Origin of the sequence: Streptomyces sp. NPDC004284, assembly GCF_042874035.1 — a bacterium.
Taxonomy (GTDB): Bacteria; Actinomycetota; Actinomycetes; order Streptomycetales; family Streptomycetaceae; genus Streptomyces.
This window is the reverse complement of the sequence record NZ_JBIAMJ010000017.1, coordinates 1-21,179: the sequence shown is the minus strand read 5'-3', so window position 1 is coordinate 21,179 and position 21,179 is coordinate 1. Positions and strand designations below refer to the sequence as shown.

Below are 21,179 nucleotides of genomic sequence, written 5' to 3'. Positions count from 1 at the left end.
CTCCCTACAGCCCCTCCTCCACCCCCTCCGCGAGCAGTTCCGCCAGGTGACGGGCCCGCGCGTCCGTCAGGTCCCCGATCTGCGTCCTGCACGAGAAGCCGTCCGCCAGGACCGTCGCGTCCCCCGCCGCGCGCAGGGCCGGAAGGAGTTGGTCCTCCGCGCACGCGACCGACACCTCGTAGTGGCCCGGCTCGAAGCCGAAGTTGCCCGCCAGGCCGCAGCAGCCGCCCGCCAATTCCCCCGTCAGACCCGCACGTTCCCTCAGTCGGCGGTCCGCCGCGTCGCCCAGGACCGCGTGCTGGTGGCAGTGGGTCTGGCCGGTGACCGGACGGTCGAGGCGGGGCGGGGTCCAGTCGGGGGCCAGGGCCTCCAGGGCCTCCGCGAAGGTGAGGACCGATGCCGCGAGGCGCGCGGCGCGCGGGTCGTCCGGCAGCAGCTCCGGCAGGTCGGTGCGGAGGGTCGCGGCACAGGAGGGTTCCAGGACGACCACCGGCCCCGCCCCTTCCCCCTCCCCCATCACGTCCAGCGTCCGCCGCATCACCTTCCGGGCCGCGCCCAGTTGCCCCGTCGACACGTAGGTGAGTCCGCAGCAGACCCGGCCCGGGGGAAGGTCCACGCCCAGCCCCGCGTCCTCCATGACCCGGACCGCGGCCTCGCCCACCTCCGGGGCGAGGTGGTTCGTGAAGGTGTCCGGCCAGAGGGTGAGCGACGGGGGACGGGTCGAGGCGCGGTCGGCGAACCACGACACGAAGGACACGTCCGCGACCCTCGGCATCGTCCGCTCCGGCGTCACTCCCGCGAGCCGCGCCGCGAACGGCAGCCCCATCACCGTGTTGAGGCCCCGCCCGAAGTGCGCCAGCCAGCCGGGGAGGCGGCCCATCGTCCAGTGCGAGCGGGGGCGGGCGAAGGGCCGGCGCGCGTAGTGCCGGTCCAGGAACTCCGCCTTGTACGCCGCCATGTCGACGCCCACCGGGCAGTCGCTCCGGCAGCCCTTGCAGGAGAGGCACAGGTCGAGGGCCTCCCGCACCTCCTCCGAGCGCCAGCCGTCGGTGATCACCTCGCCGAGCGCCATCTCGTGCAGCAGCCGCGCCCGGCCCCGGGTGGAGTGCTTCTCCTCCCCCGTCGCCCGGTACGAGGGACACATCACGCCCGGGCCCGTGCTCGGCCCCTCGACCCGGCACTTCGCCACCCCGACGCACCGGGCGGCGGCCCGCCCCACCCCCACCACCGGCAGGCCCTCGAAGCGGAGCCCCTCGTCCAGTCGCCTCGGCCGCACCAGCATCCCCGGGTTCAGGCCCCCGTCCGGGTCCCACACGTCCTTGACCGCGCCGAAGAGGCCGACGAGCTCCTCCCCGTACATCCTCGGCAGCAGTTCGGCCCGCGCCTGCCCGTCGCCGTGCTCCCCGGAGAGCGAGCCGCCGTGGGCGACCACGAGGTCGGCGACGGCCTCGGAGAAGCGGCGGAAGTCCCGCACGCCCTTCCCCGTCCACAGGTCGAAGTCGATCCGCACGTGCACGCAGCCGTCGCCGAAGTGCCCGTACGGGACTCCCCGGAGCCCGAAGTCGGCGAGCAGCGCGCGGAATTCCCTCAGATACGCGCCCAGGCGTGCCGGCGGCACCGCGCAGTCCTCCCATCCCGGCCAGGCGTCCCCGCCCCCCGGCATCCGGGTCGCCGTCCCCGCCGCGTCCTCCCGGATCCGCCACAGCGCCCGCTGCCCGGCCGGCTCCCGCACCACGGCCGCGTCCAGCGCGTCGGCCGCCCGGACCAGTTCGGCGGCGGCCGCCTCCCCGTCCACCTCGCAGAACAGCCACGCCGCCCCCTTCGGGAGCCCGGAAGCGCCCCGTACGAGATCGGCCGCCATCCCTTCCACCGTCAGGGGTCCGTACGGGAGCAGCCCCGCCGCCGCGTCCGCCGCCGCGCTCTCGTCCGCGTACCCCAGGACGACGAGGACCGGCTCGGCGGGCAGGGGGACGAGGGACACGGTCGCCTCGGTCACCACCCCCAGGGTGCCCTCGCTGCCGCAGAAGGAGCGGACGACGTCCCGGCCCCGCTCGGGCAGCAGCGCGTCGAGGGCGTACCCCGAGATCCGGCGCGGGAGCCCTTCCGGGTAGCCGGTCCGGAGGAGGGCGAGATTCCGGTCGGCGAGGTCGAGGAGTCCGGCGGGCGCGCCCTGTCCGTCCCGCCCCAGCGTCAACCTTTCGCCCCGGTACGTCACCACTTCCAGCGAGCGCACGTTGTCCGCCGTGGTCCCCCAGGCGACCGAGTGCGCCCCGCACGCGTTGTTGCCGATCATGCCGCCGAGGGTGCAGCGGCTGTGCGTGGACGGGTCGGGGCCGAAGGTCAGCCCGTAGGGGCGGGCCGCCTCCCGCAGCCGGTCGAGGACGAGGCCCGGCCGGACGACCGCCGTCCGCGCCTCGGGGTCCAGGGAGACGATCCCGCCCATGTGCCGTGTGAGGTCGAGCACGACGCCGGTGCCGGTCGCCTGGCCTCCGATGGAGGTCCCGGCGCCCCGCGCGACGACCGGGGTGGCGCCGTGCGCCCGGCACACCTCCAGGACGGCCGCGACGTCGGCGGCGTCGCGCGGCGCGACCGTACCGGCAGGCACACGGCGGTAGTTGGAGGCGTCCATCGTCGCGAGCGCCCTGGCGGTGGCGGAGAAATCGACCTCTCCGGCGACGGCCGCGCGCAGGGCGGAGGCGAGCTCGGACGCGTGTTCCTCGTGTGTTTCCACAAGCTCAGGATGTCCCAGTCCTCGTCTCATCGGGCGGACATCCGGCGACCGGCCCCTCCCCGACCCGATACTCTCCGCCTCGTGGCTGAGATCCAGATTCCCGCTGACATCAAGCCCGCCGACGGCCGTTTCGGCGCGGGCCCCTCCAAGGTGCGTACGGAGGCGCTGGACGCCCTGGCCGCCACCGGCACCTCCCTCCTCGGCACGTCCCACCGCCAGGCTCCGGTCAAGAACCTGGTCGGCGAGGTACGTGCCGGCATCTCCGACCTCTTCTCGCTGCCCGAGGGCTACGAGGTGATCCTGGGCAACGGCGGCTCCACCGCCTTCTGGGACGTCGCGACCCACGGTCTCATCGAGAACAAGTCGCAGCACCTCACCTTCGGCGAGTTCTCCTCCAAGTTCGCGAAGGCCGCCAAGCTGGCTCCCTGGCTCGCCGAGCCGACCGTGATCTCCTCCGACCCGGGCACCCACCCGGAGCCGGTGGCCGAGGCGGGCGTCGACGTCTACGCGTACACCCACAACGAGACCTCCACCGGTGTCGCCGCCCCGATCAAGCGGGTCGCGGGCGCCGACGAGGGCGCGCTCGTCCTGGTCGACGCGACCTCCGGCGCGGGCGGCCTCCCGGTCGACATCGCCGAGTCGGACGTCTACTACTTCGCCCCGCAGAAGTCCTTCGCCGCCGAGGGCGGCCTGTGGCTGGCGGCGTTCTCCCCGGCCGCCCTGGAGCGGGCGCAGAAGATCCACGCGTCCGGCCGTCACGTCCCGGAGTTCTTCTCCCTCCCGACGGCGATCGACAACTCCCTCAAGAACCAGACGTACAACACCCCGGCGCTCTCGACCCTCTTCCTGCTCAACGAGCAGCTGAAGTGGATCAACGGCCAGGGCGGTCTGGACTGGGCCGTGGCCCGGACGAAGGAGTCCTCGGACGCGCTGTACACGTGGGCCGAGGAGTCCAAGTACGCCTCTCCGTTCGTGACGGACGCGGCGAAGCGCTCGCAGGTCATCGGCACGATCGACTTCTCGGACGACGTCGACGCGGCCGCCGTCGCCAAGGTCCTGCGCGCCAACGGCATCGTCGACACCGAGCCGTACCGCAAGCTGGGCCGCAACCAGCTGCGCATCGCGATGTTCCCGGCGATCGACCCGGCGGACGTGCGGGCCCTGACGGCCTGCATCGACTACGTCATCGGACAGCTCTGACCTTCACGGTCGCACGAAGGGCCCGGCATCGGACACCGTCCGCGCCGGGCCCTTCGGCTATCCCTTCCGGAGCAGGCGCTTCACGCCGACCACGAGGACGGTGGCGCCGGCGAGGACGAGGAAGCCGGTGGTGACACCGCCCTTCCCGTCGTCGGCGGGGGCGGCCTGCGACGGGGACTTCGGCGCGCCGCCCGGCGTCTCCGCCGGCTTCCGCGACGGCCCCCCGGAGGTCCGGTCCACCCGCACCACCCGGCTGTTCCTGCCTTCCGAGCCGAACATGAAGGCCGAGCCGTCGGTCGTGTACGTCACCGACTCCGCCTGCCCCTGGAAGGGGGCGTTGACCGCCGTGCCGCCGTCGCCGAGGCGGCCGTCCTTCCAGGCGTACTCCTTGGCCGTGAAGTAGCCGCGCAGGACGAGCCGGTCGCCGTCCGGCGAGAAGGCGCCGTCGGTCACCCACGGCACGTCGTCGACGCGCCGGAAGACGTTCGTGCCGGACGAGGAGAGGTGCTCGGGGCCCGCGTACAGCCCGCCGCCGTCCTGGTTCTTGCTCGCGATGTACACCCGCCCGGTCTTCGGGTGGACCATCAGCGCCTCGGCGTTGCGGGCCCCGTCGGCGTACTTCACGACGTACTGCTTCGCCCGGACGGTCTGGTCCTTCAGCTCCTTCGGCTCGGGGAAGCGGTAGATCCACACGTGGTCCCAGGAACCGTCGAGGTTGTCGCCGATGTCGCCGACGTAGATGTCCCCGTCCGGGCCGACGGCGATCGCCTCCATGTCGCGGGGGGTGCCGACGCCGGTCATGGTCAGGGTGGCGACCGTCTTCCCCGTACGGGAGTCCACGCCGTAGATCAGGGGGGCGTCCTGGTCGTTGTGCGTCCAGTAGATCCCGGGGTGGGTCCGGCTCGCCGCGAGGCCGCTGGACTCGGTGATCCGGGGGTCCTCGATCGTGAAGTCCCGGTCGGGTTCCTGCCCTTCGGCACGGGCGTGGGCGGCCGGAAGCAGCACGAGGGCGGCGGCCGCGCCGAGGGCGCACAGAGCAGATCGCATGGGATCAAGCCTGCCACGGCGTGCGGGAAACCCCGGGAAACCCGCTTGACCAGCACCTCAACCACTGTCATGTTCGCGCTCATGCCTACCTTCCCCGCTCCCGACGGAACCCTGCTCGCGTACCACGTGTCCGGTTCCGGCGACCCGCTGATCTGTCTGCCCGGCGGCCCCATGCAGGACTCCGCCTATCTGGGTGACCTCGGCGGTCTCGACGCCCACCGCGCACTGATCCGCCTCGACCTGCGGGGCACCGGTGCCTCCGCCGTACCGGAGGACCCGGCCTCGTACCGCTGCGACCGGCTCGTCGACGACGTCGAGGCGCTGCGCGCGCACCTCGGGCTCGACACGGTCGACCTGCTCGGGCACTCGGCGGGCGCGAACCTGGCCGCGCTGTACGTGACCCGGCACCCGGAGCGGGTGGCCCGGCTGGTGCTCGTCACGCCGGGCGCGGCGGCCCCCGGGCTCGACACGACCGGGGAGGAGCGGCTCGCGGCGGCGCGGCAGGCGTGGCGCGAGGAGGAGCCCTGGTTCGGCCCGGCGTACGCGGCGCTCGAGGAGCTGACGGCGGGTCGGGGTTCCGCCGACACCTTCCAGGCCGTCGCACCGTTCTTCCACGGGACCTGGGACGAGGCGGCACGGCAGCGGCACGCCGACAGCCACCGGCAGCGGAACGGGGAGGCCGCCGGCGTCTACGCGAGCGAGGGCGCCTTCGAACCGGCCGCCACGCGCGCGGTGTTCGCGGAGTACGACCGCCCGGTCCTGGTCGTCGCCGGCGAGGGCGACGCGAACACACCGGTCCCGACGGCCACGGCGTACGCGGAGCTGTTCCCGGCGGCCCGGCTGGAGGTCCTGAAGGGCGGCGGCCACTTCCCGTGGCACGACGACGCGAAGTGGTTCGCTTCGACGGTCGGCGGCTTCCTGGCCTAGGCCTCCCACACCCGTGTCCCGGATCACGTCGAGGTCCGGGCCCGGGTCCGGGAAGATGTGACCATGCGTTTTCTGTTCGTCGGCGACAGCATGACCATCGGACGCGCCGGCGACTGGACCTGGCGTTACCGCATGTGGGAGCACCTGGAGGCGACGCTCCCCGGCGGGTACGAGATCGTCGGCCCGCGTTCCGGGCTGTACGACCCCGACGTCGACGCCCCGGCTTCGGAGGCGTACCCCGATCCGGCGTTCCCGGCCGGCGCCCGGCGGCATCTGGCGGGCTGGGGCGAGGGCTGGCTGCACATGGCGCCGGTGATCGGGGAGACGGTCGCGGCGACCGGGGCGGACGTGCTCCTCGTCTCCCTCGGCCTGATCGACCTGGGCTTCTACACGAACTGCGATCAGACGGAGGAGAACGTCCGGGCGTTCATCGCGGGCGCGCGGGCCGCGAACCCGCGCGTCCGGGCGGTCCTCCTGCCGGTCATCCCGAACATCCGCGCCGGCTACGACGCCGCCTTCGCCGCCGAGTGCGCCCGCTTCAACGAGCTCCTCGCGAAGGCGGTCGCCGACCTGGACACGGCGGCCTCGCCGCTGCTGCTCGCGACGATCCCGGAGTCGTACGACCTGCGGGAGGACACGTACGACGGCACGCACCCGGGCCCCACCGGGGAGCACAAGCTGGCCGCCGCCTTCGCCGACGCGATGCACCAGGCGTGGGGCGTGGGCGGCCCGTACGCCGGATAGGCGGATCAGGCGGCGCGGGTGAGCCGGTTGGCGAAGGTGGAAACGGTGTACGTGCCGATGCCGAGGACGACCTCCAGGGCGTTGCGCCGGGTGTAGCCGGCCTTCTCGAAGGCGGCGAGGTCCTCGTCGCTCACGGCGCCGGAGGAGGCGAGGACCCGGAGGGTGAACGTCCGGACGGCGGCGAGGCGTGCGGCGTCGGGGGCCGGGCCGAGGGCGGCCATCTTGGCCTCGTGCATGTCGACGCAGAGGTGGCACTGGTTGCGTTCGGCGACGGTCAGGACGACGGTCTCGCGGGAGTGCGGGTCGAGGGTGGTGGACTCGAAGATCGCACTGAGCTTGAGGAAGCCGTCGAGGGTCTCCGGGGACTCCTTGAGGAGGGCGACGGCGGCGGCGGTACGGGCGGACATGTCGACGGTTGCGGACAAGGCGGTTCCCCCAGACTAGAATGGACAACATGGTTGACCATGTCGCTGGAGAAAACGTAAACCAGGTTGTCGATATGGGCAAGGGAGCATCCCGGGGCGACACCCCCGGATACGAACTGCCCCTGCTCCTCTTCGGCGGCTTCCGCACCCTCATCGACCGGCTTCACGCCCGCCTCGCCGCCGAGGGCCACCCCGACGTGCGCCCGGCCCACGGCTTCGCCATGCAGGCCGTCGGCGCCCAGGGCGCCACCGCCAGCGACATCGGGCGGCGCCTCGGCGTCTCCAAGCAGGCCGCCGGCAAGACCGTCGACCGACTGCTGACCCTCGGCTACGCCGAACGCACCGACGACCCCGCCGACGCCCGGCGCAAACTCGTCCGGCTCACCCCGCGCGGCTACGACGCCCTCGCCCGCTCCGCCGCGATCTTCGACGACCTGCGGGCGGAATGGATGACGACCCTCGGCGCGGACCGCGTCCGCGCCATGGAGGCGGCCCTGCGGAACGTCGTCCCCGAGGAGACGGCGTTCCGCCTGGACGCCACGAGCTGGCTGGGAGCGCCCTAGGGGGCACTCACCAGGCGAAGGCCTCCGGAGACGGCCCCGGCCCGGGGAAGACCTCGTCGAGCCCGGCGAGGACCTCCTCGCTCAGCTCCAGCTCCAGGGCGCGCAGCGCGCCCGCCAGCTGCTCCGGGGTGCGGGGCCCGACGATCGGACCGGTGACACCGGGCCGGGTGAGCAGCCACGCCAGAGCGGTCTCGCCCGGCTGGAGGCCGTGCTTGTCGAGCAGGTCCTCGTAGGCCTGGAGCTTCGCCCGCGCCGCCGGGTCGGCGAGCGTGGCGGCCGCGCGCCCCTCAGTGCGCCGCTTGCCCTCGGCCTCCTTCTTCAGGACGCCGCCGAGCAGACCGCCGTGGAGCGGCGACCAGGGGATGACGCCGAGGCCGTACTCCTGGGCGGCCGGGATCACCTCCATCTCGGCGCGCCGCTCGAACAGGTTGTAGAGGCACTGCTCGCTGACGAGCCCGACCGAGCCGCGCCGGGCGGCGACCTCGTTGGCCTGGGCGATCTTGTACCCGGGGAAGTTGGACGAGCCCGCGTACAGCACCTTGCCCTGCTGGATGAGCACGTCGACGGCCTGCCAGATCTCCTCGAAGGGAGTGGCGCGGTCGACGTGGTGGAACTGGTACAGATCGATGTAATCCGTACCGAGCCGCTTCAGGCTGGCCTCCACGGCCCGCCGGATGTTCAGGGCGGACAGCTTGTCGTGGTTGGGCCAGGCCTCGCCGTCGGGGCCCATGTTCCCGTACACCTTGGTGGCGAGGACCGTGCGGTCGCGGCGGCCGTCGCCCTTGGCGAACCAGGAGCCGACGATCTCCTCCGTCCGCCCCTTGTTCTCGCCCCAGCCGTACACATTGGCCGTGTCGAAGAAGTTGAGCCCCGCGTCGAGGGCGGTGTCCATGATGGTGTGACTGGTGGCTTCGTCCGTCTGCGGTCCGAAGTTCATCGTCCCGAGGACGAGTCGGCTGACCTTGAGTCCGGTGCGTCCGAGCTGCGTGTACTCCATGGGCGCCAAGCCAACTGCTTCGAGCGCACTCGAAGCAAGGGACTTCCCACGGTGTGGGTCACTGACCGACCAGCGACGCCACCGCGATAATGGCGAACATCAGTACGAGCGCGCCGGCCATGATTCGGTTTCGGGTCTTCGGGTCCACCAGACGAGGTTAACCCGACCGCCCCTCCCGCCCCTCAAGGGGCCAGACGCCCACCGTCTCGTACCGGGGCCGCGCACCCGGCACCCCGCCCCCCGGCAGGTTCGACCGTACGAGCACCAGCTCCCCGACCTCCCACCTCGCCCCCTCGAACCCACCGAGCTCCTCCACGAAGGCCCCGAGCGGCGCCCCCTCCCCCCGCACCCGCCCGACGGTCAGATGCGCCTGATACCGACGGTGCTCGTCCATCGGCACCCCGGCCCGCCGCGCGGCGGCGTCGGACCGCTCGGCGAGGAGCCGCAGCAGCTCCAGATCCCCCGCGACCCCGACCCACAACGCCCGCCGCCCGAAATGCCCGCCGGCATGCAGCCGCAACGAGAACGGCGGCGTCCGATGCGCGGCCCTCTCCATCCGCACCCGCAGCTCGGGCAGCAGCTCCTCCCCGACCTCCCCCATGAAAGCCAGGGTCAGATGCCAGCCGTCCCTCGACGTCCACCGCAACCGCTCGGCCCCGGACATCCGGTGCAGCCGGTCGACGACGTGACCGAGCTCGTCGAGACACTCCGAAGACGGCACCACGGCGGCGAAAAGCCTCATGTCAGAAGTCTGGCACCGACTAACGTCTCCGGCATGAAGATCCGCAAGGGCACGACAGAGGACCTCCCCGCGATACTCGCGATACTCGACAGCGCCGTGGTGTGGCTGAACGGCAAGGGAATCACCGCCCAGTGGGGCACGGAGAGCTTCTCCGAACGACCCAAGGCGGTGGAACAGGTCGAGCGGACGATGTCCGAGGGCGACCCGTGGATCGTCGAGATCGACGGCGTACCGGCGGGCACGATGACGCTGACGCCGCACCCCGGCCAGTACATCGCCCCCGCCGACGAGCCGGAGGTGTACGTCCGCCTCCTGGCGACGGACGCCCGCTTCCACGGCCACGGGGTGGGCGCGGCCCTCCTGGCCCACGCCGCCGAAGAGACCCGGCGCCAGGAGATATCCCTCCTCCGCGTGGACTGCTTCGCGGGCAGCGAGGGCCGCCTCATCGCGTACTACGAGGGCCAGGGCTTCACCCGCACCACCACGTTCAAGGTGAACGACTGGCCGGGCCAGGTACTGGAACGGCGGGTCTGAGAACGACGGCGGGAGGGGCCGGGGCCGGAGCGGGGGAGGGGGTGTCCGGACGTTCAAGCGTCTTGAGCTCGCGCGCAGCGCGGTGAGACGCAGTCCGGACACCCCCTCCCCCGCGGAGGCCCCGGCCCCGGCGGACCACCGAACCCGGACCACCGAACCCCGACCCCCGCAGCCGCCCGCCAAGGGCTACGCGGCCGTCGCCAGCCGCTCGCGCGCCACGAACCGCACCTGCGGATGCCCCCGATGCCAGCCCATCGCGACCTTGAGCCCACCGACCCGGGCGAGGACCAGACCCACGGCGACCGCCGCCGCCAGCGAGATCACGCCACCCGTGGCGAAGCCGACGCGCGCGCCGTACGTGTCGGTGACCCAGCCGAGGAGCGGGGCCCCGATCGGCGTACCGCCGGCGAAGACCATCATGTAGAGGCTCATCACCCGCCCCCGCATGGCGGGGTCGGTGGCCATCTGGACGGCCGAGTTCGCGGTGATGTTGACCGTGAGGCCGATCATGCCGATGGGCACGAGCAGCAGCGCGAACAGCCAGAACGCCGGCGACAGGGCCGCCGCGATCTCCAGGACGCCGAAGACGCCCGCGGCGATCACCAGCATCCGCAGCCGGGTGGAGCCGCGGCGGGCCGCGGCGAGGGCGCCCACGAGGGAGCCGGCCGCCATGAGGGTGTTGAGGAGGCCGTACGAGCCGGCACCGACGTGGAAGACCTCGCCGGAGAAGGCGGTGAGCCAGATCGGGAAGTTGAACCCGAAGGTCCCGATGAAGCCGACGAGCACGATCGGCCAGATCAGGTCGGGCCGCCCGGCCACGTACCGCAGCCCCTCCCGCAGCTGCCCCTTGCCGCGGGAGACGCGCTCCACCTTGTGGAGCTCGCTCGTCCGCATGAGCAGCAGGCTCACGAGGGGTGCGAGGAAGGAGAGGCCGTTGAGCAGGAAGGCCCACCCGCTGCCGACCCCGGCGATGAGGACACCGGCGACGGCGGGCCCGACGAGCCGCGCGGTCTGGAAGTTCGCGGAGTTCAGGGAGACGGCGTTGCGGAGCTGCTTGGGGCCGACCATCTCGGAGACGAAGGTCTGCCGGGCGGGGTTGTCGACGACGGTCACCATGCCCAGCAGGAACGCGATCACGTACACGTGCCAGACCTGGACGGATCCGGAAAGCGTGAGGGCGGCGAGCGCGAGCCCGCACAGCCCGAGGGCGGCCTGGCTGACGAGCAGCAGGCGCCGCTTCGGGTAGCGGTCGGCGATGACGCCGCCGTACAGCCCGAAGAGCAGCATCGGCAGGAACTGCAGGGCCGTCGTGATGCCGACGGCGGCGGCGGAGCCGGTGAGGCTCAGGACCAGCCAGTCCTGGGTGATCCGGGCCATCCACGTACCGGTGTTGGAGACGATCGCTCCGGTGAAGAACAGCCGGTAGTTCCGGATCCCGAGCGAGGAGAAGGTCTCTCCGAAGAGGCTTCCTCCCCGCCCGCGGGTCTGGGGGGTGGGTTGATGGACGGGTGCGGAGTCTGCTCCGTGTCCCGTACTCAAAGTGCGTCGCCTCCTTGGCGCCTCGGTTACAGGTGCGCGAGCTTCTCCAGGACCGGGGCGGCCGCGCGCAGCTTCGCCCATTCGTCCTCGTCCAGGCCTTCGGCGAGGGCGGCCAGCCAGGCGTTCCGCTTGCGGCGGGACTCTTCGAGCATGGCTTCGGCCTGCTCGGTCTGGCTGACGACCTTCTGCCGTCGGTCGTCGGGGTGCGGCTCCAGCCGGACCAGTCCCTTGGCTTCGAGCAGCGCGACGATGCGGGTCATCGAGGGCGGCTGGACGTGCTCCTTGCGGGCCAGCTCACCGGGGGTGGCGGAGCCGCAGAGCGACAGGGTGCCGAGCACCGACATCTCGGTGGGGCTCAGCGACTCGTCGACGCGCTGGTGCTTGAGGCGTCGGCCCAGTCGCATGACGGCGGAGCGGAGCGCGTTCACGGCGGCGGCGTCGTCGGCGGTGCCGTGGGACAGGTCTGGCATGTTCGTTAGCCTAACTCATTACTCTGCCTAAATACCAACGGGAGGGGACGGGGGTAGCACGCATCACACCCACCCCACCCCACGCGCACCCCCCACACCCCCCGCACACCCCTACCGAAACGGCGGCGCGAGGCCCCGCAGATCACGCTTCGGCATCCATGTATCACCCAAACGAGTGAGTCGGATCCAGAAAGTGACGCAAAGGGGCCCCGGCTGCCCCGACCCTGACGGCATGGGATCGACAGTGCTCAGCCTGCGCATCGACGGTGAGCTGCTCGACCGGCTCAGGAGTCACGCCGCGAAAAGAGGAATGAGCGTCCAGGACTACGTGGCCCGGACGCTCATTCGAGAGGACTTCGACGAGCGGTTCAAGACCGCCGTCGACGAGACGGAGAAGTTCTACGGGGCGGCCGACGCGCCCCGCGATCACGTGAGGCCGAGCGCCGGCATCGCGTAGTAGAAGACGAAGACCGCCGACACGACGTACATGGCCACCGGGACCTCACGGCCCCGGCCGGCCGCGAGCCGCAGCGCGCTGAAGGCGATGAAGCCGATGCCGATGCCGTTCGTGATCGAGTACGTGAACGGCATCATCACCATGGCCAGGAACGCCGGCACCGCGATGGTGAAGTCGCTCCAGTCGATGTCCTTGATCGACCCGGCCAGGATCAGGAAGCCCACCGCGAGCAGCGCGGGGGTCGCCGCCTGCGACGGCACCATGGTCGCGAGCGGCGTGAGGAACAGCGCCACCGAGAACAGCGCACCGGTCACGACCGAGGCGAGACCCGTACGGGCTCCCTCGCCGACGCCCGCCGTGGACTCCACGAAGCAGGTGGTGGCCGAGGAGGAGGTCGCACCGCCGGAGGCGACGGCCAGGCCGTCGACGAGGAGGACCTTGTTGATGCCGGGGAAGTTGCCGTCCTTGTCGATCAGCTTGGCCTCGTCGCCGACGCCGAGGATCGTGCCCATGGCGTCGAAGAAGCAGGACAGCAGGACGGTGAAGACGAAGAGGACGCCGGTGAGGACGCCGACCTTGTCGAAGCCGCCGAAGAGGCTGACCTTGCCGACGAGGCCGAAGTCGGGCGAGGCGACGGGGTTGCCCGGCCACTCGGGGGTGGTGAGGCCCCACGACGGAACCTTCGCGACGGCGTTGATCACCATGGCCACGAGCGTCATGACGACGATCGAGATCAGGATCGCGCCCGGCACCTTGCGGATGATCAGCGCGAGGGTGAGCAGCGTGCCCAGGATGAAGACGAGGACCGGCCAGCCGGTGAGGTGGCCGTCGCCGCCGAGCTGGAGCGGGACGGTGGTGTGCGCGGCGTCGGGGATGCGGGAGACGAAGCCCGAGTCGACGAGGCCGATCAGCATGATGAAGAGGCCGATGCCGATCGCGATGCCCTTGCGCAGGCCGACCGGGACGGCGTTCATGACGCGCTCGCGCAGACCGGTCGCGACGAGCAGCATCACGACGATGCCGGCGAGGACGACCATGCCCATGGCGTCCGGCCAGGACATCTTCGGCGCGAGCTGGAGCGCGACGACCGTGTTGACGCCGAGGCCGGCGGCGAGGGCGATCGGGACGTTGCCGATGACACCCATGAGGAGGGTCGTGAACGCCGCCGTGAGGACGGTGGCGGTGACGAGCTGGCCGCTGTCGAGCTGGTGCCCGTACATGTCCTTGGCGCTGCCGAGGATGATCGGGTTCAGCACGATGATGTAGGCCATCGCGAAGAAGGTGGCGAAGCCGCCGCGGATCTCGCGGGCCACGGTGGAGCCGCGCTCGGAGATCTTGAAGTAGCGGTCGAGTCCGGAGACGGGGCCCTGGTCCTGGTCCTGGGGGGTCTCCGGGGGCGTGGCCTTGGCGGTGGCCGTCGTACTCATGGGGGTTCCTCTTCGGAAGGTCAGAGAAGTCCTTTTTTGGCGGTTCATACGAGTGGAACCCGCCAGAGGCAAACCGTTTCAGTATGAACACATGAACGAGCGAGCGTCCATCTCCGCGCGTAGATACGAAAAGGGGCCACCTAGACTGGGCCCCATGGCGAAGTGGACACCGAAGCACGAGGCACCCGAGCCCCTCGAAGGGCCGGTCGTCGCCACCATCACCGGCGGAACGATCCTCTGGTTCGTCCTCTTCCTCGTCCAGGTCCCGTTCTACGGCTGGTTCGCCGACCGCGGCATCACCTCGTGGATCTGGACCTGCCTGGCCGGAGCGGGGCTCGGCCTCATCGGCATCTGGTACGTGCGGAAGCGGGACGCGGCGATCAAGCGCCACGCGGCGGCGCAGGCGGCGGAGACCCCCGAGGCCCACCCCGGCGCGTAGCACCGGGGAACGATCCCCCTCCTCCCCCGGTCCGGTCTCCCCCTCCTCGGCAGGTGAACGGCCGGAACCGGTCGTACCGTCGAGAACATGACTCAGCGGTCGAAGATCGACACGGACGGCGGCAGGCCCGGAGCCGGGACGGCGACGACCGGGCCGCCCGTCGTGCACCGCCCCGCCGGACTGACCTCCGCCGAGGTCGCCGAACGCATCGCGCGCGGCGAGGTCAACGACGTCCCCGTACGGAGCTCCCGCTCGACCGCGGAGATCGTCCGCGCGAACGTCTTCACCCGCTTCAACGCGATCATCGGCGTGCTGTGGGTGATCATGCTGATCGTCGCGCCGATCCAGGACAGCCTCTTCGGCTTCGTGATCGTCGCCAACACCGGCATCGGCATCATCCAGGAACTCCGCGCCAAGAAGACCCTCGACGGACTCGCGGTCATCGGCGAGGCGAAACCCACCGTCCGGCGCGACGGAGCGGCCGCCGAGATCTCCACCGGCGAGATCGTCCTCGGCGACCTGATCGAGCTCGGCCCGGGCGACAAGGTCGTCGTGGACGGCGAGGTCGCGGAGGCCGACAGCCTGGAGATCGACGAGTCGCTCCTCACCGGTGAGGCGGACCCGGTGGTGAAGAAACCGGGCGACCGCATGATGTCCGGCTCGTTCGTCGTCGCCGGCGGCGGCGCCTTCACCGCCACCAAGGTCGGACGCGAGGCGTACGCCGCCCAGCTCGCCGAGGAGGCGTCCCGCTTCACCCTGGTCCACTCGGAGCTGCGCACGGGCATCTCCACGATCCTCAAGTACGTGACGTGGATGATGGTCCCGACCGCGATCGGCCTCGTCATCAGCCAGCTCGTCGTCAAGAACAACGACTTCAAGGAAGCGATCGCCCGCACGGTCGGCGGCATCGTCCCGATGATCCCCGAGGGCCTCGTCCTCCTCACCTCGGTCGCCTTCGCCGTCGGCGTGATCCGGCTCGGCCGCAAGCAGTGCCTCGTGCAGGAGCTGCCGGCGATCGAGGGCCTGGCCCGGGTCGACGTGGTCTGCCTCGACAAGACGGGCACCCTCACCGAGGGCGGCATGGACGTCACGGACCTCCACCCCCTGAACGGCAGCGACGAGACGTACGTCCGGAAGGTCCTCGGCGCCCTGGGCGAGTCCGACCCGCGCCCGAACGCCTCCCTCCAGGCCATCATCGACGCCTACCCGGACACGGTGGAGTGGCGCTGCACCGAATCGCTGCCCTTCTCCTCGGCCCGCAAGTACAGCGGCGCGTCGTTCAGCGAGGGGAACGGCGAGAACTCCACCTGGCTCCTGGGCGCCCCGGACGTCCTGCTCGAGCCGGACGACCCGACGCTCCCCGAGATCGACCACCTCAACGAACAGGGCCTGCGGGTCCTCCTCCTCGCCCGCACGACCCACGACCTCGACTCCCCCGACGTCACGGCCGACACCCGCCCCACGGCCCTCGTCGTCCTGGAACAGCGCCTGCGCCCCGACGCCGCCGACACCCTCGCCTACTTCGCCGACCAGAACGTCGCCACCAAGGTCATCTCCGGCGACAACGCGGTCTCGGTCGGAGCGGTGGCCGGGAAACTGGGCATGCCGGGCGCGGAGGACACCGTGGACGCCCGGCACCTGCCCACCGACCGGGAGGCCATGGCCGAGGTCCTCGACGAGAACGCGGTCTTCGGCCGGGTCACCCCCCAGCAGAAACGGGACATGGTGGCGGCCCTCCAGTCCCACGGCCACACCGTCGCCATGACGGGCGACGGCGTCAACGACGTCCTCGCCCTGAAGGACGCGGACATCGGCGTCTCGATGGGCTCGGGCTCGGAGGCGACCAGGGCGGTGGCGCAGATCGTCCTCCTGAACAACAGCTTCGCCACCCTCCCCTCGGTGGTGGCGGAAGGCCGCCGGGTCATCGGCAACATCACCCGCGTCGCCACCCTCTTCCTCACCAAGACGGTCTACTCGGTCCTCCTGGCGATCCTGGTGGTCGTCTCCCAGGTGGAGTACCCCTTCCTCCCCCGCCACCTCACGCTGCTCTCCACCCTCACCATCGGCGTCCCGGCCTTCTTCCTCGCCCTCGCCCCCAACAAGGAACGCGCGAAACCGAACTTCGTTCGCCGGGTGATGCGGTACGCGATCCCCGGCGGCGTCATCGCGGGGGCCGCCACCTTCACCACGTACCTCCTGGCCCGCCACCACTACACGGGCGAGGACGCCCTCGGCGCCGAGACCAGCGCGGCCACCCTCACCCTCTTCCTCGTCTCCATGTGGGTCCTCGCGATCATCGCCCGCCCCTACACCTGGTGGCGCATCACCCTCGTCGCCTCCATGGCCGCCGCCTTCCTCCTCGTCCTCGCCGTCCCCTGGCTCCAGGACTTCTTCGCCCTGAAACTCGTCGGCGTGACGATGCCGTGGACGGCCGTCGCGATCGCGGCGGCGGGCGCGGGCCTGCTGGAGCTGGCGTGGCGGTGGGTGGACAGGCGGTTCCCGGCGTAGCGGCGCCGCTCACCCCGGGCTTCGCCGCACCTCCGGCAGGGCGTGGCTGTAGTGCGGGGCGCCGCGTTCCAGCGCGATGTGGGTCAGTCGGACGTTGTCGACCAGCGGGCGCAGGTCGCCGTCCCCGACGGTCGTCGTGCCCGCGAGCGTGACCTCGCGCAGGGACGGGTGCGCGGACAGGGGCCGGAGCGAGTCGAGCCTCCCGCAGTTCTCCAGCACCAGCCGCCTCAGCCGCGGCAGCCGGGCGCCGAACCCCACCGACGAGGTCTTCGCGCCGACGAGACGGATCTCCTCCACCCGCTCGCACGCGGCCAGGTTCTCCGTGTCCGACAACCGGCCGTCGTAGATCCACAGGGCCGTCAGCTCCGGCATCCCCTCCACGCCCGCCAGCGAGAGCCTGCCGCCGCGCGTGCACTCGATCCGCACGAACCCCAGCCGCGGGTGCGCGCCCAGCAGCCCCAGCGAGCCGCTCCGCCAGCCCGACAACGTCAGCGCTTCGAGGCCGGGCAGACCCGCGACGCCCGCCGGACCGACGCCGACGGGCATCTCCAGGACCCTCAGCGCCGACAGCCCGGACAGATCCACCCGCCCCTTCTGCCCGCTGCCGATCTGGAGGACGGCGAGGTCGCGGCAGCCGGCCACCGGCCCGAGGTCGGAGACTCCGAGGCCGAGGCGCAGCGAGCGGAGGCCCGGGACCATCGGCACGAAGGACAGGTCCGCCGGCGCCCCGGGGCCGGGGCGGCTGACGAACAGCCCGTCGCAGCCGCCCGGCCGGAAGTACTCCTCGTACTCCGGCCGCCAGGCCTCGCCGACCAGCTGCATCTCGGTGGTGCCGGACGCGAGCGTACGGACTTTCATCGCCGGGCTTTCATCGTCGAGCTTTCATCGTCGAGGCCTTCCGGGCCGTTCCCGCGACCTGGGCGTCTAGTCGAACCAGCGGTCCCGCGCCAGTTCCGCCGTCCTCGTCGGGTCCTCCAGGAGGGCGGCGACCTCGAAGCGGCGGGGCCACTGGCCGGCCGCCCAGGCGAGGCCGGCGGCGACGCCCTCCAGGGTGGCGGCGTGGACGACGCCGTCCGGGGTGTGCCGCCAGTCGAGCTCGGTGCCGCCGGCGCGGAGTTCCTCGTGCTCGATGTACGAGGAGGGGGTCGCCGGGCCGAGGAGGGCGTGGACCGACGCCGGGACCTCGTGCTCCTCGCCGACCGTCGTCACCTCCGCCTCGACCGCCTCGCTCAGCCGGCGGATCTGGAAGAGCTCGGCCAGGTCGTCCGCGCGGGACGGGGAGACCGGGAGGAGCGGCAGGCCGCCGGCCAGCGGGAGGAGGTCGGGGGCGTCCGCCACCAGGGCCTCCGGGGCCTCGACCACGACCAGGGCGCCGTCCACGACCGCCCGCAGGTCGTCGGGGAGCGTCACCTGCTCGGGGTCCAGGTCCGCCAGGGCCGTGTACAGGGCGTGCAGCTGGGGTGCCGTCACCTCCCGCGCCGGGTCCGCCAGCCGGGCCAGGAGCTCCGCCGCACCGCCCGGTTCGTCGAGGAGGGCCGCGACCGAGGTGCGGACGCCCAGGGCGCGGAGGACCTGCTCGTCCTCGAAGCCGGTCGCGTCGGCGGAGTCGTACAGGCCCGCGAGCAGCGGGTCCGAGCCCTCCGCGCGCAGGCCCGCCGGGCGGCGGCCGTCCAGGACCGGGTGGTCGCGCAGCCACCAGGCCGTGTACGGGCGGACGGTCTCCGTCCTGCCGTCCGGGAGGAGGACCCGTACGGACTGCGTCAGGGCGTCCCGCAGCGGCGGCTGCGCCAGGAGCGCGAGGGCCTGAGGCCAGGCGTCGTCGTCGACCAGGTCCAGGTCCCGTACGGCCACGATCTCCGTCGCCACCGGCGGCACGTGCGTCGGGGGCAGCCGGTCGAGGACGTCCTCGCACCACACGTCGACCGCGTCGAGGAGCCCGGCGTCGTCCGGCTCCGGATAGTCGCCCTCGCGGGGCTCGACCTCGTCCGGGTCGAGGACCAGGTCGGTCGCCCGGACCAGCGTGAAGTTCGCCAGGACCCCGCACGCGGCGAGCGGCTGCTCTCCCCAGCGGGCGGCCAGTTCCGCGTCGACGAAGGCGAGCTCGTCCTCGCGCATCACGGACGCGAACGCCGAGCCCGGCAGGACCAGCTCGCCCGCCGGGGACAGCTCCCCGTCCTCGTCGGGGAGGGCGAGCGCGCCGAGCCACGGCTCCTCGCCGGGGTCGAGCTCCGCGTCCCGGACGAGCGCGAGGACGGTCTCGGCCAGTTCGTCCGCGTCGAGGGCGTCGGCCTCCTCGTCCCAGACCTCCCCCGCGTCGAGGGACGCCGCGACCGCCGCCCGCACCTGCGGGGTCGTCAGGACCGCGCGGGGCGTCGCCGGCAGGGCGCCCAGCTTCTCCAGGAGCGGGTGGGCCGCCTCCGGGTGCGCCACCTTCAGGCCCAGCCGGGTCAGCTCGGCCGGCGTGCGGTCCTGCGGCAGGAGGACCTGGCGGGGGCCGATCGTCGTACGCACCCTGGCCCCCTCCTCGGTCTCCGCGAGCGGCACCGGAAGGCCCGTCAGACGGTCCGGGTCGACGCCCGCGAGCGAGTCGTACAGCCGCCACCACCACGTCGCCGCCCGGTCCACCCCGGCCAGCCGGTCGATCGCCTCGGTCAGCGGGACCCGGCCGACGCCGAGCGTACGGAGCTCGGGGCGCCGCTCGAACCCGGCGGGAAGCAGCGTCGGGAAGACCTCGGCGAGGACGTCGACGGTCTCCGCCCCCGCGCCCTCCACGACCTCCGCCTCGATCGGGCGCAGCGCCGGCAGCTCCTCGGACGGCGCGGCCGGCGCCAGGAACGCCACCCTCGGCAGCCGGTCCAGGATCGCCGCGCGCAGCGCCCCGTCGATGTGCCCCTTGCCGAGCGGGCCGGGGACCAGGTCGAGGGTCGCGGTCGTCACCGGCTGCCAGTCGGCGAGGAGTTCGGCGTACGCGTCGGCCGCCCGCTGCACCAGGAAATCGGTCAGCGGCCCCGGCGCCGGGTGCCGGCGGGCCGTGTCCAGCGGAAGCGACGCGATGAGGAGGGCGGGGATGCCGAGGGGCTCGTCGGTGGGGGTCGGCGCGTGCACGACGGGAGTGGTCCGCGGGTACTTCGGAGCCCCCTCCGCATCCACCGGTACGGCCCAGGTCACCGACCAGTGCGGGCGGAGCCGCTCCTCGACCGGACGGTCCTTCAGGAGCCCCGCGTCGAGGGGGCCACCGTGACTGACGGTCCGCCAGCGGTTGCCGCCGGTCGCGGAATCGTCGATGCGGACGTACCCGTCCTCCTCGGAGCGGCGCAGGGTCCGCACGCCCCCGGCCGTCTCCACGACGACCTCGGAAAGACCCGGAAGAGTGAGCAGCAGAGCGTCGTCCACGGACGCGAGCAGCCGCTCCGCCAGGTCCTCGGCCGCCGTGTCCCGCAGCGGGAGGACGACGACCGTGTCGTACCCGTCGGGCGCGGTGCCCTCGGCGGGCAGCGGAAGCCGCAGCAGGGGTACGTGGCCGTCCCGGCGGCGCAGTTCGTCCCCGAGGCCCGGGCTGTACCGCGCGGCCTCCGCCGCCAGCTCGCGCGCCTCGGCCAGGGACCAGCGGACGCCTCCGTGCCGCCCGAGGACGGCCGGCTCGTCGCTCACCGCGAGGACGGCGGCGAACCCGACACCGAAACGACCGACGGCACCGTGCGCCTGCTCGCGCTTCGCGGACGCCCGAAGGGTCGACAGCGACTCCGCGCCCGCGGCGTCCAGCGGAGCCCCGGTGTTCGCCGCGGCGAGGACCGCCGGGCCCTCGTGATCCGCCGGGTGCAGCGTCAGACGGAGACGGCCGGTGACACCCGCGCGGTGCGCCGCGTCGGCGGCGTTCTGCGCCAGCTCCACCACCAGGCGGTCCCGGTAGCCCCCGAGCGCCAGGTCCTCCTCGGCGTTCGCGTCCTCCCTGAACCGCGCCGGACTCGCGCCCCACGCATCGAGCACCCCCCGCCGCAGCCGCGCCGTACCGAAGGGATCGGTTCCGTCGGTCGTCGTCCTGACGCTGACGCTCACGTCTGACTCCTCTGCGGGGCTGTCGTTCCCGGACCGTTCAGCCCGGGGCCCGAAGGTACCGCGCGCCGCGCCGCACGGGCGCCGGGGGCACGTCAGGGGGCGGGGGCGCGCGGGGTCGTTCACCGCGCGAACACCCTGACCTGTGGCGATGCGGCTGCGGAGGCTAGGTCTTGGGCGGCCGCCCCCCGTGGGGGGGGGGGGGGGCCCCGGGGGGGGCCCCCCGGCCCCCCGCGGGGGGGGGGGGGGGGGGGGGGCGGGGGGGGGGGGGGGGGGGGGGGGGGGTGTTTCCGTACGCCCGGGACCAGGCGGCGCTGATGTACGGCTTCGGGTTCGTGTGCGCGGTCGAGACGGTCGGCATGTCGTACCTGCTGGC

General features: G+C 72.5%; 18 protein-coding genes. 8 read left to right on the top strand and 10 right to left on the bottom strand.

Annotated features, from left to right (window positions below; genetic code table 11):
• Nucleotides 1-4: 4 nt before the first annotated feature.
• On the bottom strand, nucleotides 5-2,761 hold the full coding sequence (locus tag ACFYUS_RS31660) for an FAD-binding and (Fe-S)-binding domain-containing protein (RefSeq protein ID WP_388859808.1): 2,757 nt from the start codon (nucleotides 2,759-2,761) through the stop codon (nucleotides 5-7).
• A 51-nt stretch (nucleotides 2,762-2,812) separates the two neighbouring features.
• On the opposite strand from ACFYUS_RS31660, the gene serC reads away from it, so the two are divergent.
• Nucleotides 2,813-3,931 (top strand): phosphoserine transaminase, encoded by a 1,119-nt coding sequence (serC, locus tag ACFYUS_RS31655; protein ID WP_388859805.1) that lies wholly within the window; start codon nucleotides 2,813-2,815, stop codon nucleotides 3,929-3,931.
• A gap of 57 nt (nucleotides 3,932-3,988) precedes the next feature.
• Here the strand turns inward: serC and ACFYUS_RS31650 are convergent, their stop codons facing one another.
• Nucleotides 3,989-4,978: a WD40 repeat domain-containing protein gene (locus tag ACFYUS_RS31650; RefSeq protein ID WP_388859802.1), complete on the bottom strand. Its 990-nt coding sequence runs from the start codon at nucleotides 4,976-4,978 to the stop codon at nucleotides 3,989-3,991.
• Between the two features lie 81 nt (nucleotides 4,979-5,059).
• On the opposite strand from ACFYUS_RS31650, the gene ACFYUS_RS31645 reads away from it, so the two are divergent.
• Together ACFYUS_RS31645 and ACFYUS_RS31640 are read left to right on the top strand one after the other, a co-directional pair.
• Nucleotides 5,060-5,905 carry an alpha/beta fold hydrolase gene (locus ACFYUS_RS31645; RefSeq protein WP_388859799.1) on the top strand — a complete coding sequence of 282 codons (846 nt, stop codon included), beginning with the start codon at nucleotides 5,060-5,062 and terminating at the stop codon, nucleotides 5,903-5,905.
• 63 nt (nucleotides 5,906-5,968) lie between these two features.
• Nucleotides 5,969-6,649: a GDSL-type esterase/lipase family protein gene (locus ACFYUS_RS31640; protein WP_388859796.1), complete on the top strand. Its 681-nt coding sequence runs from the start codon at nucleotides 5,969-5,971 to the stop codon at nucleotides 6,647-6,649.
• A gap of 5 nt (nucleotides 6,650-6,654) precedes the next feature.
• On the opposite strand, the gene ACFYUS_RS31635 is transcribed toward ACFYUS_RS31640, so the two are convergent.
• Entirely contained in the window at nucleotides 6,655-7,074 is a 420-nt protein-coding gene (locus ACFYUS_RS31635; protein WP_388859793.1) for a carboxymuconolactone decarboxylase family protein, read from the bottom strand.
• 74 nt (nucleotides 7,075-7,148) lie between these two features.
• Between ACFYUS_RS31635 and ACFYUS_RS31630 the strand changes: the two genes are divergently transcribed.
• Nucleotides 7,149-7,637 (top strand): MarR family winged helix-turn-helix transcriptional regulator, encoded by a 489-nt coding sequence (locus tag ACFYUS_RS31630; RefSeq protein WP_388859790.1) that lies wholly within the window; start codon nucleotides 7,149-7,151, stop codon nucleotides 7,635-7,637.
• A 7-nt stretch (nucleotides 7,638-7,644) separates the two neighbouring features.
• Here ACFYUS_RS31630 and ACFYUS_RS31625 read toward each other — a convergent pair whose 3' ends face one another.
• Together ACFYUS_RS31625 and thpR are read right to left on the bottom strand one after the other, a co-directional pair.
• Nucleotides 7,645-8,634, bottom strand: coding sequence for an aldo/keto reductase (locus ACFYUS_RS31625; RefSeq protein WP_388859787.1), 990 nt, complete (start codon nucleotides 8,632-8,634; stop codon nucleotides 7,645-7,647).
• 157 nt (nucleotides 8,635-8,791) lie between these two features.
• On the bottom strand, nucleotides 8,792-9,376 hold the full coding sequence (gene thpR, locus ACFYUS_RS31620) for an RNA 2',3'-cyclic phosphodiesterase (RefSeq protein WP_388859784.1): 585 nt from the start codon (nucleotides 9,374-9,376) through the stop codon (nucleotides 8,792-8,794).
• 33 nt (nucleotides 9,377-9,409) lie between these two features.
• On the opposite strand from thpR, the gene ACFYUS_RS31615 reads away from it, so the two are divergent.
• On the top strand, nucleotides 9,410-9,910 hold the full coding sequence (locus ACFYUS_RS31615; protein WP_388859781.1) for a GNAT family N-acetyltransferase: 501 nt from the start codon (nucleotides 9,410-9,412) through the stop codon (nucleotides 9,908-9,910).
• A 186-nt stretch (nucleotides 9,911-10,096) separates the two neighbouring features.
• On the opposite strand, the gene ACFYUS_RS31610 is transcribed toward ACFYUS_RS31615, so the two are convergent.
• Both ACFYUS_RS31610 and ACFYUS_RS31605 read right to left on the bottom strand, forming a co-directional pair.
• A complete protein-coding gene (locus tag ACFYUS_RS31610) occupies nucleotides 10,097-11,449 on the bottom strand; it encodes an MFS transporter (RefSeq protein ID WP_388859778.1) in 1,353 nt (450 codons plus the stop codon).
• 26 nt (nucleotides 11,450-11,475) lie between these two features.
• Nucleotides 11,476-11,919 (bottom strand): MarR family winged helix-turn-helix transcriptional regulator, encoded by a 444-nt coding sequence (locus ACFYUS_RS31605; protein ID WP_388859775.1) that lies wholly within the window; start codon nucleotides 11,917-11,919, stop codon nucleotides 11,476-11,478.
• 232 nt (nucleotides 11,920-12,151) lie between these two features.
• Here ACFYUS_RS31605 and ACFYUS_RS31600 point away from each other — a divergent pair, with 232 nt between their 5' ends.
• On the top strand, nucleotides 12,152-12,376 hold the full coding sequence (locus ACFYUS_RS31600; protein WP_388859772.1) for a hypothetical protein: 225 nt from the start codon (nucleotides 12,152-12,154) through the stop codon (nucleotides 12,374-12,376).
• Here ACFYUS_RS31600 and ACFYUS_RS31595 read toward each other — a convergent pair.
• Nucleotides 12,346-13,803: an NCS2 family permease gene (locus ACFYUS_RS31595; RefSeq protein ID WP_388859769.1), complete on the bottom strand. Its 1,458-nt coding sequence runs from the start codon at nucleotides 13,801-13,803 to the stop codon at nucleotides 12,346-12,348. The genes ACFYUS_RS31600 and ACFYUS_RS31595 overlap by 31 nt on opposite strands.
• 154 nt (nucleotides 13,804-13,957) lie before the next feature.
• Between ACFYUS_RS31595 and ACFYUS_RS31590 the strand changes: the two genes are divergently transcribed.
• Both ACFYUS_RS31590 and ACFYUS_RS31585 read left to right on the top strand, forming a co-directional pair.
• Entirely contained in the window at nucleotides 13,958-14,242 is a 285-nt protein-coding gene (locus tag ACFYUS_RS31590; RefSeq protein ID WP_388859766.1) for a DUF2530 domain-containing protein, read from the top strand.
• Nucleotides 14,243-14,329: 87 nt separating this feature from the next.
• Nucleotides 14,330-16,750, top strand: coding sequence for an HAD-IC family P-type ATPase (locus ACFYUS_RS31585; protein ID WP_388859762.1), 2,421 nt, complete (start codon nucleotides 14,330-14,332; stop codon nucleotides 16,748-16,750).
• A gap of 9 nt (nucleotides 16,751-16,759) precedes the next feature.
• Here ACFYUS_RS31585 and ACFYUS_RS31580 read toward each other — a convergent pair whose 3' ends face one another.
• Nucleotides 16,760-17,608 (bottom strand): hypothetical protein, encoded by an 849-nt coding sequence (locus ACFYUS_RS31580; protein ID WP_388859759.1) that lies wholly within the window; start codon nucleotides 17,606-17,608, stop codon nucleotides 16,760-16,762.
• Nucleotides 17,609-17,674: 66 nt separating this feature from the next.
• Nucleotides 17,675-20,806 (bottom strand): sacsin N-terminal ATP-binding-like domain-containing protein, encoded by a 3,132-nt coding sequence (locus tag ACFYUS_RS31575; protein ID WP_388859756.1) that lies wholly within the window; start codon nucleotides 20,804-20,806, stop codon nucleotides 17,675-17,677.
• Nucleotides 20,807-21,179: the final 373 nt, after the last annotated feature.

Bases quoted from the DNA above. Each gene is read 5' to 3' on its own strand.
- ACFYUS_RS31660 (WP_388859808.1), bottom strand. From the start codon at position 2,761: ATGAGACGAGGACTGGGACATCCTGAGCTTGTGGAAACACACGAGGAA.
- ACFYUS_RS31650 (WP_388859802.1), bottom strand. From the start codon at position 4,978: ATGCGATCTGCTCTGTGCGCCCTCGGCGCGGCCGCCGCCCTCGTGCTG.
- ACFYUS_RS31645 (WP_388859799.1), top strand. From the start codon at position 5,060: ATGCCTACCTTCCCCGCTCCCGACGGAACCCTGCTCGCGTACCACGTG.
- ACFYUS_RS31640 (WP_388859796.1), top strand. From the start codon at position 5,969: ATGCGTTTTCTGTTCGTCGGCGACAGCATGACCATCGGACGCGCCGGC.
- ACFYUS_RS31630 (WP_388859790.1), top strand. From the start codon at position 7,149: ATGGGCAAGGGAGCATCCCGGGGCGACACCCCCGGATACGAACTGCCC.
- ACFYUS_RS31625 (WP_388859787.1), bottom strand. From the start codon at position 8,634: ATGGAGTACACGCAGCTCGGACGCACCGGACTCAAGGTCAGCCGACTC.
- thpR (WP_388859784.1), bottom strand. From the start codon at position 9,376: ATGAGGCTTTTCGCCGCCGTGGTGCCGTCTTCGGAGTGTCTCGACGAG.
- ACFYUS_RS31615 (WP_388859781.1), top strand. From the start codon at position 9,410: ATGAAGATCCGCAAGGGCACGACAGAGGACCTCCCCGCGATACTCGCG.
- ACFYUS_RS31605 (WP_388859775.1), bottom strand. From the start codon at position 11,919: ATGCCAGACCTGTCCCACGGCACCGCCGACGACGCCGCCGCCGTGAAC.
- ACFYUS_RS31600 (WP_388859772.1), top strand. From the start codon at position 12,152: ATGGGATCGACAGTGCTCAGCCTGCGCATCGACGGTGAGCTGCTCGAC.
- ACFYUS_RS31595 (WP_388859769.1), bottom strand. From the start codon at position 13,803: ATGAGTACGACGGCCACCGCCAAGGCCACGCCCCCGGAGACCCCCCAG.
- ACFYUS_RS31590 (WP_388859766.1), top strand. From the start codon at position 13,958: ATGGCGAAGTGGACACCGAAGCACGAGGCACCCGAGCCCCTCGAAGGG.
- ACFYUS_RS31585 (WP_388859762.1), top strand. From the start codon at position 14,330: ATGACTCAGCGGTCGAAGATCGACACGGACGGCGGCAGGCCCGGAGCC.
- ACFYUS_RS31580 (WP_388859759.1), bottom strand. From the start codon at position 17,608: ATGAAAGTCCGTACGCTCGCGTCCGGCACCACCGAGATGCAGCTGGTC.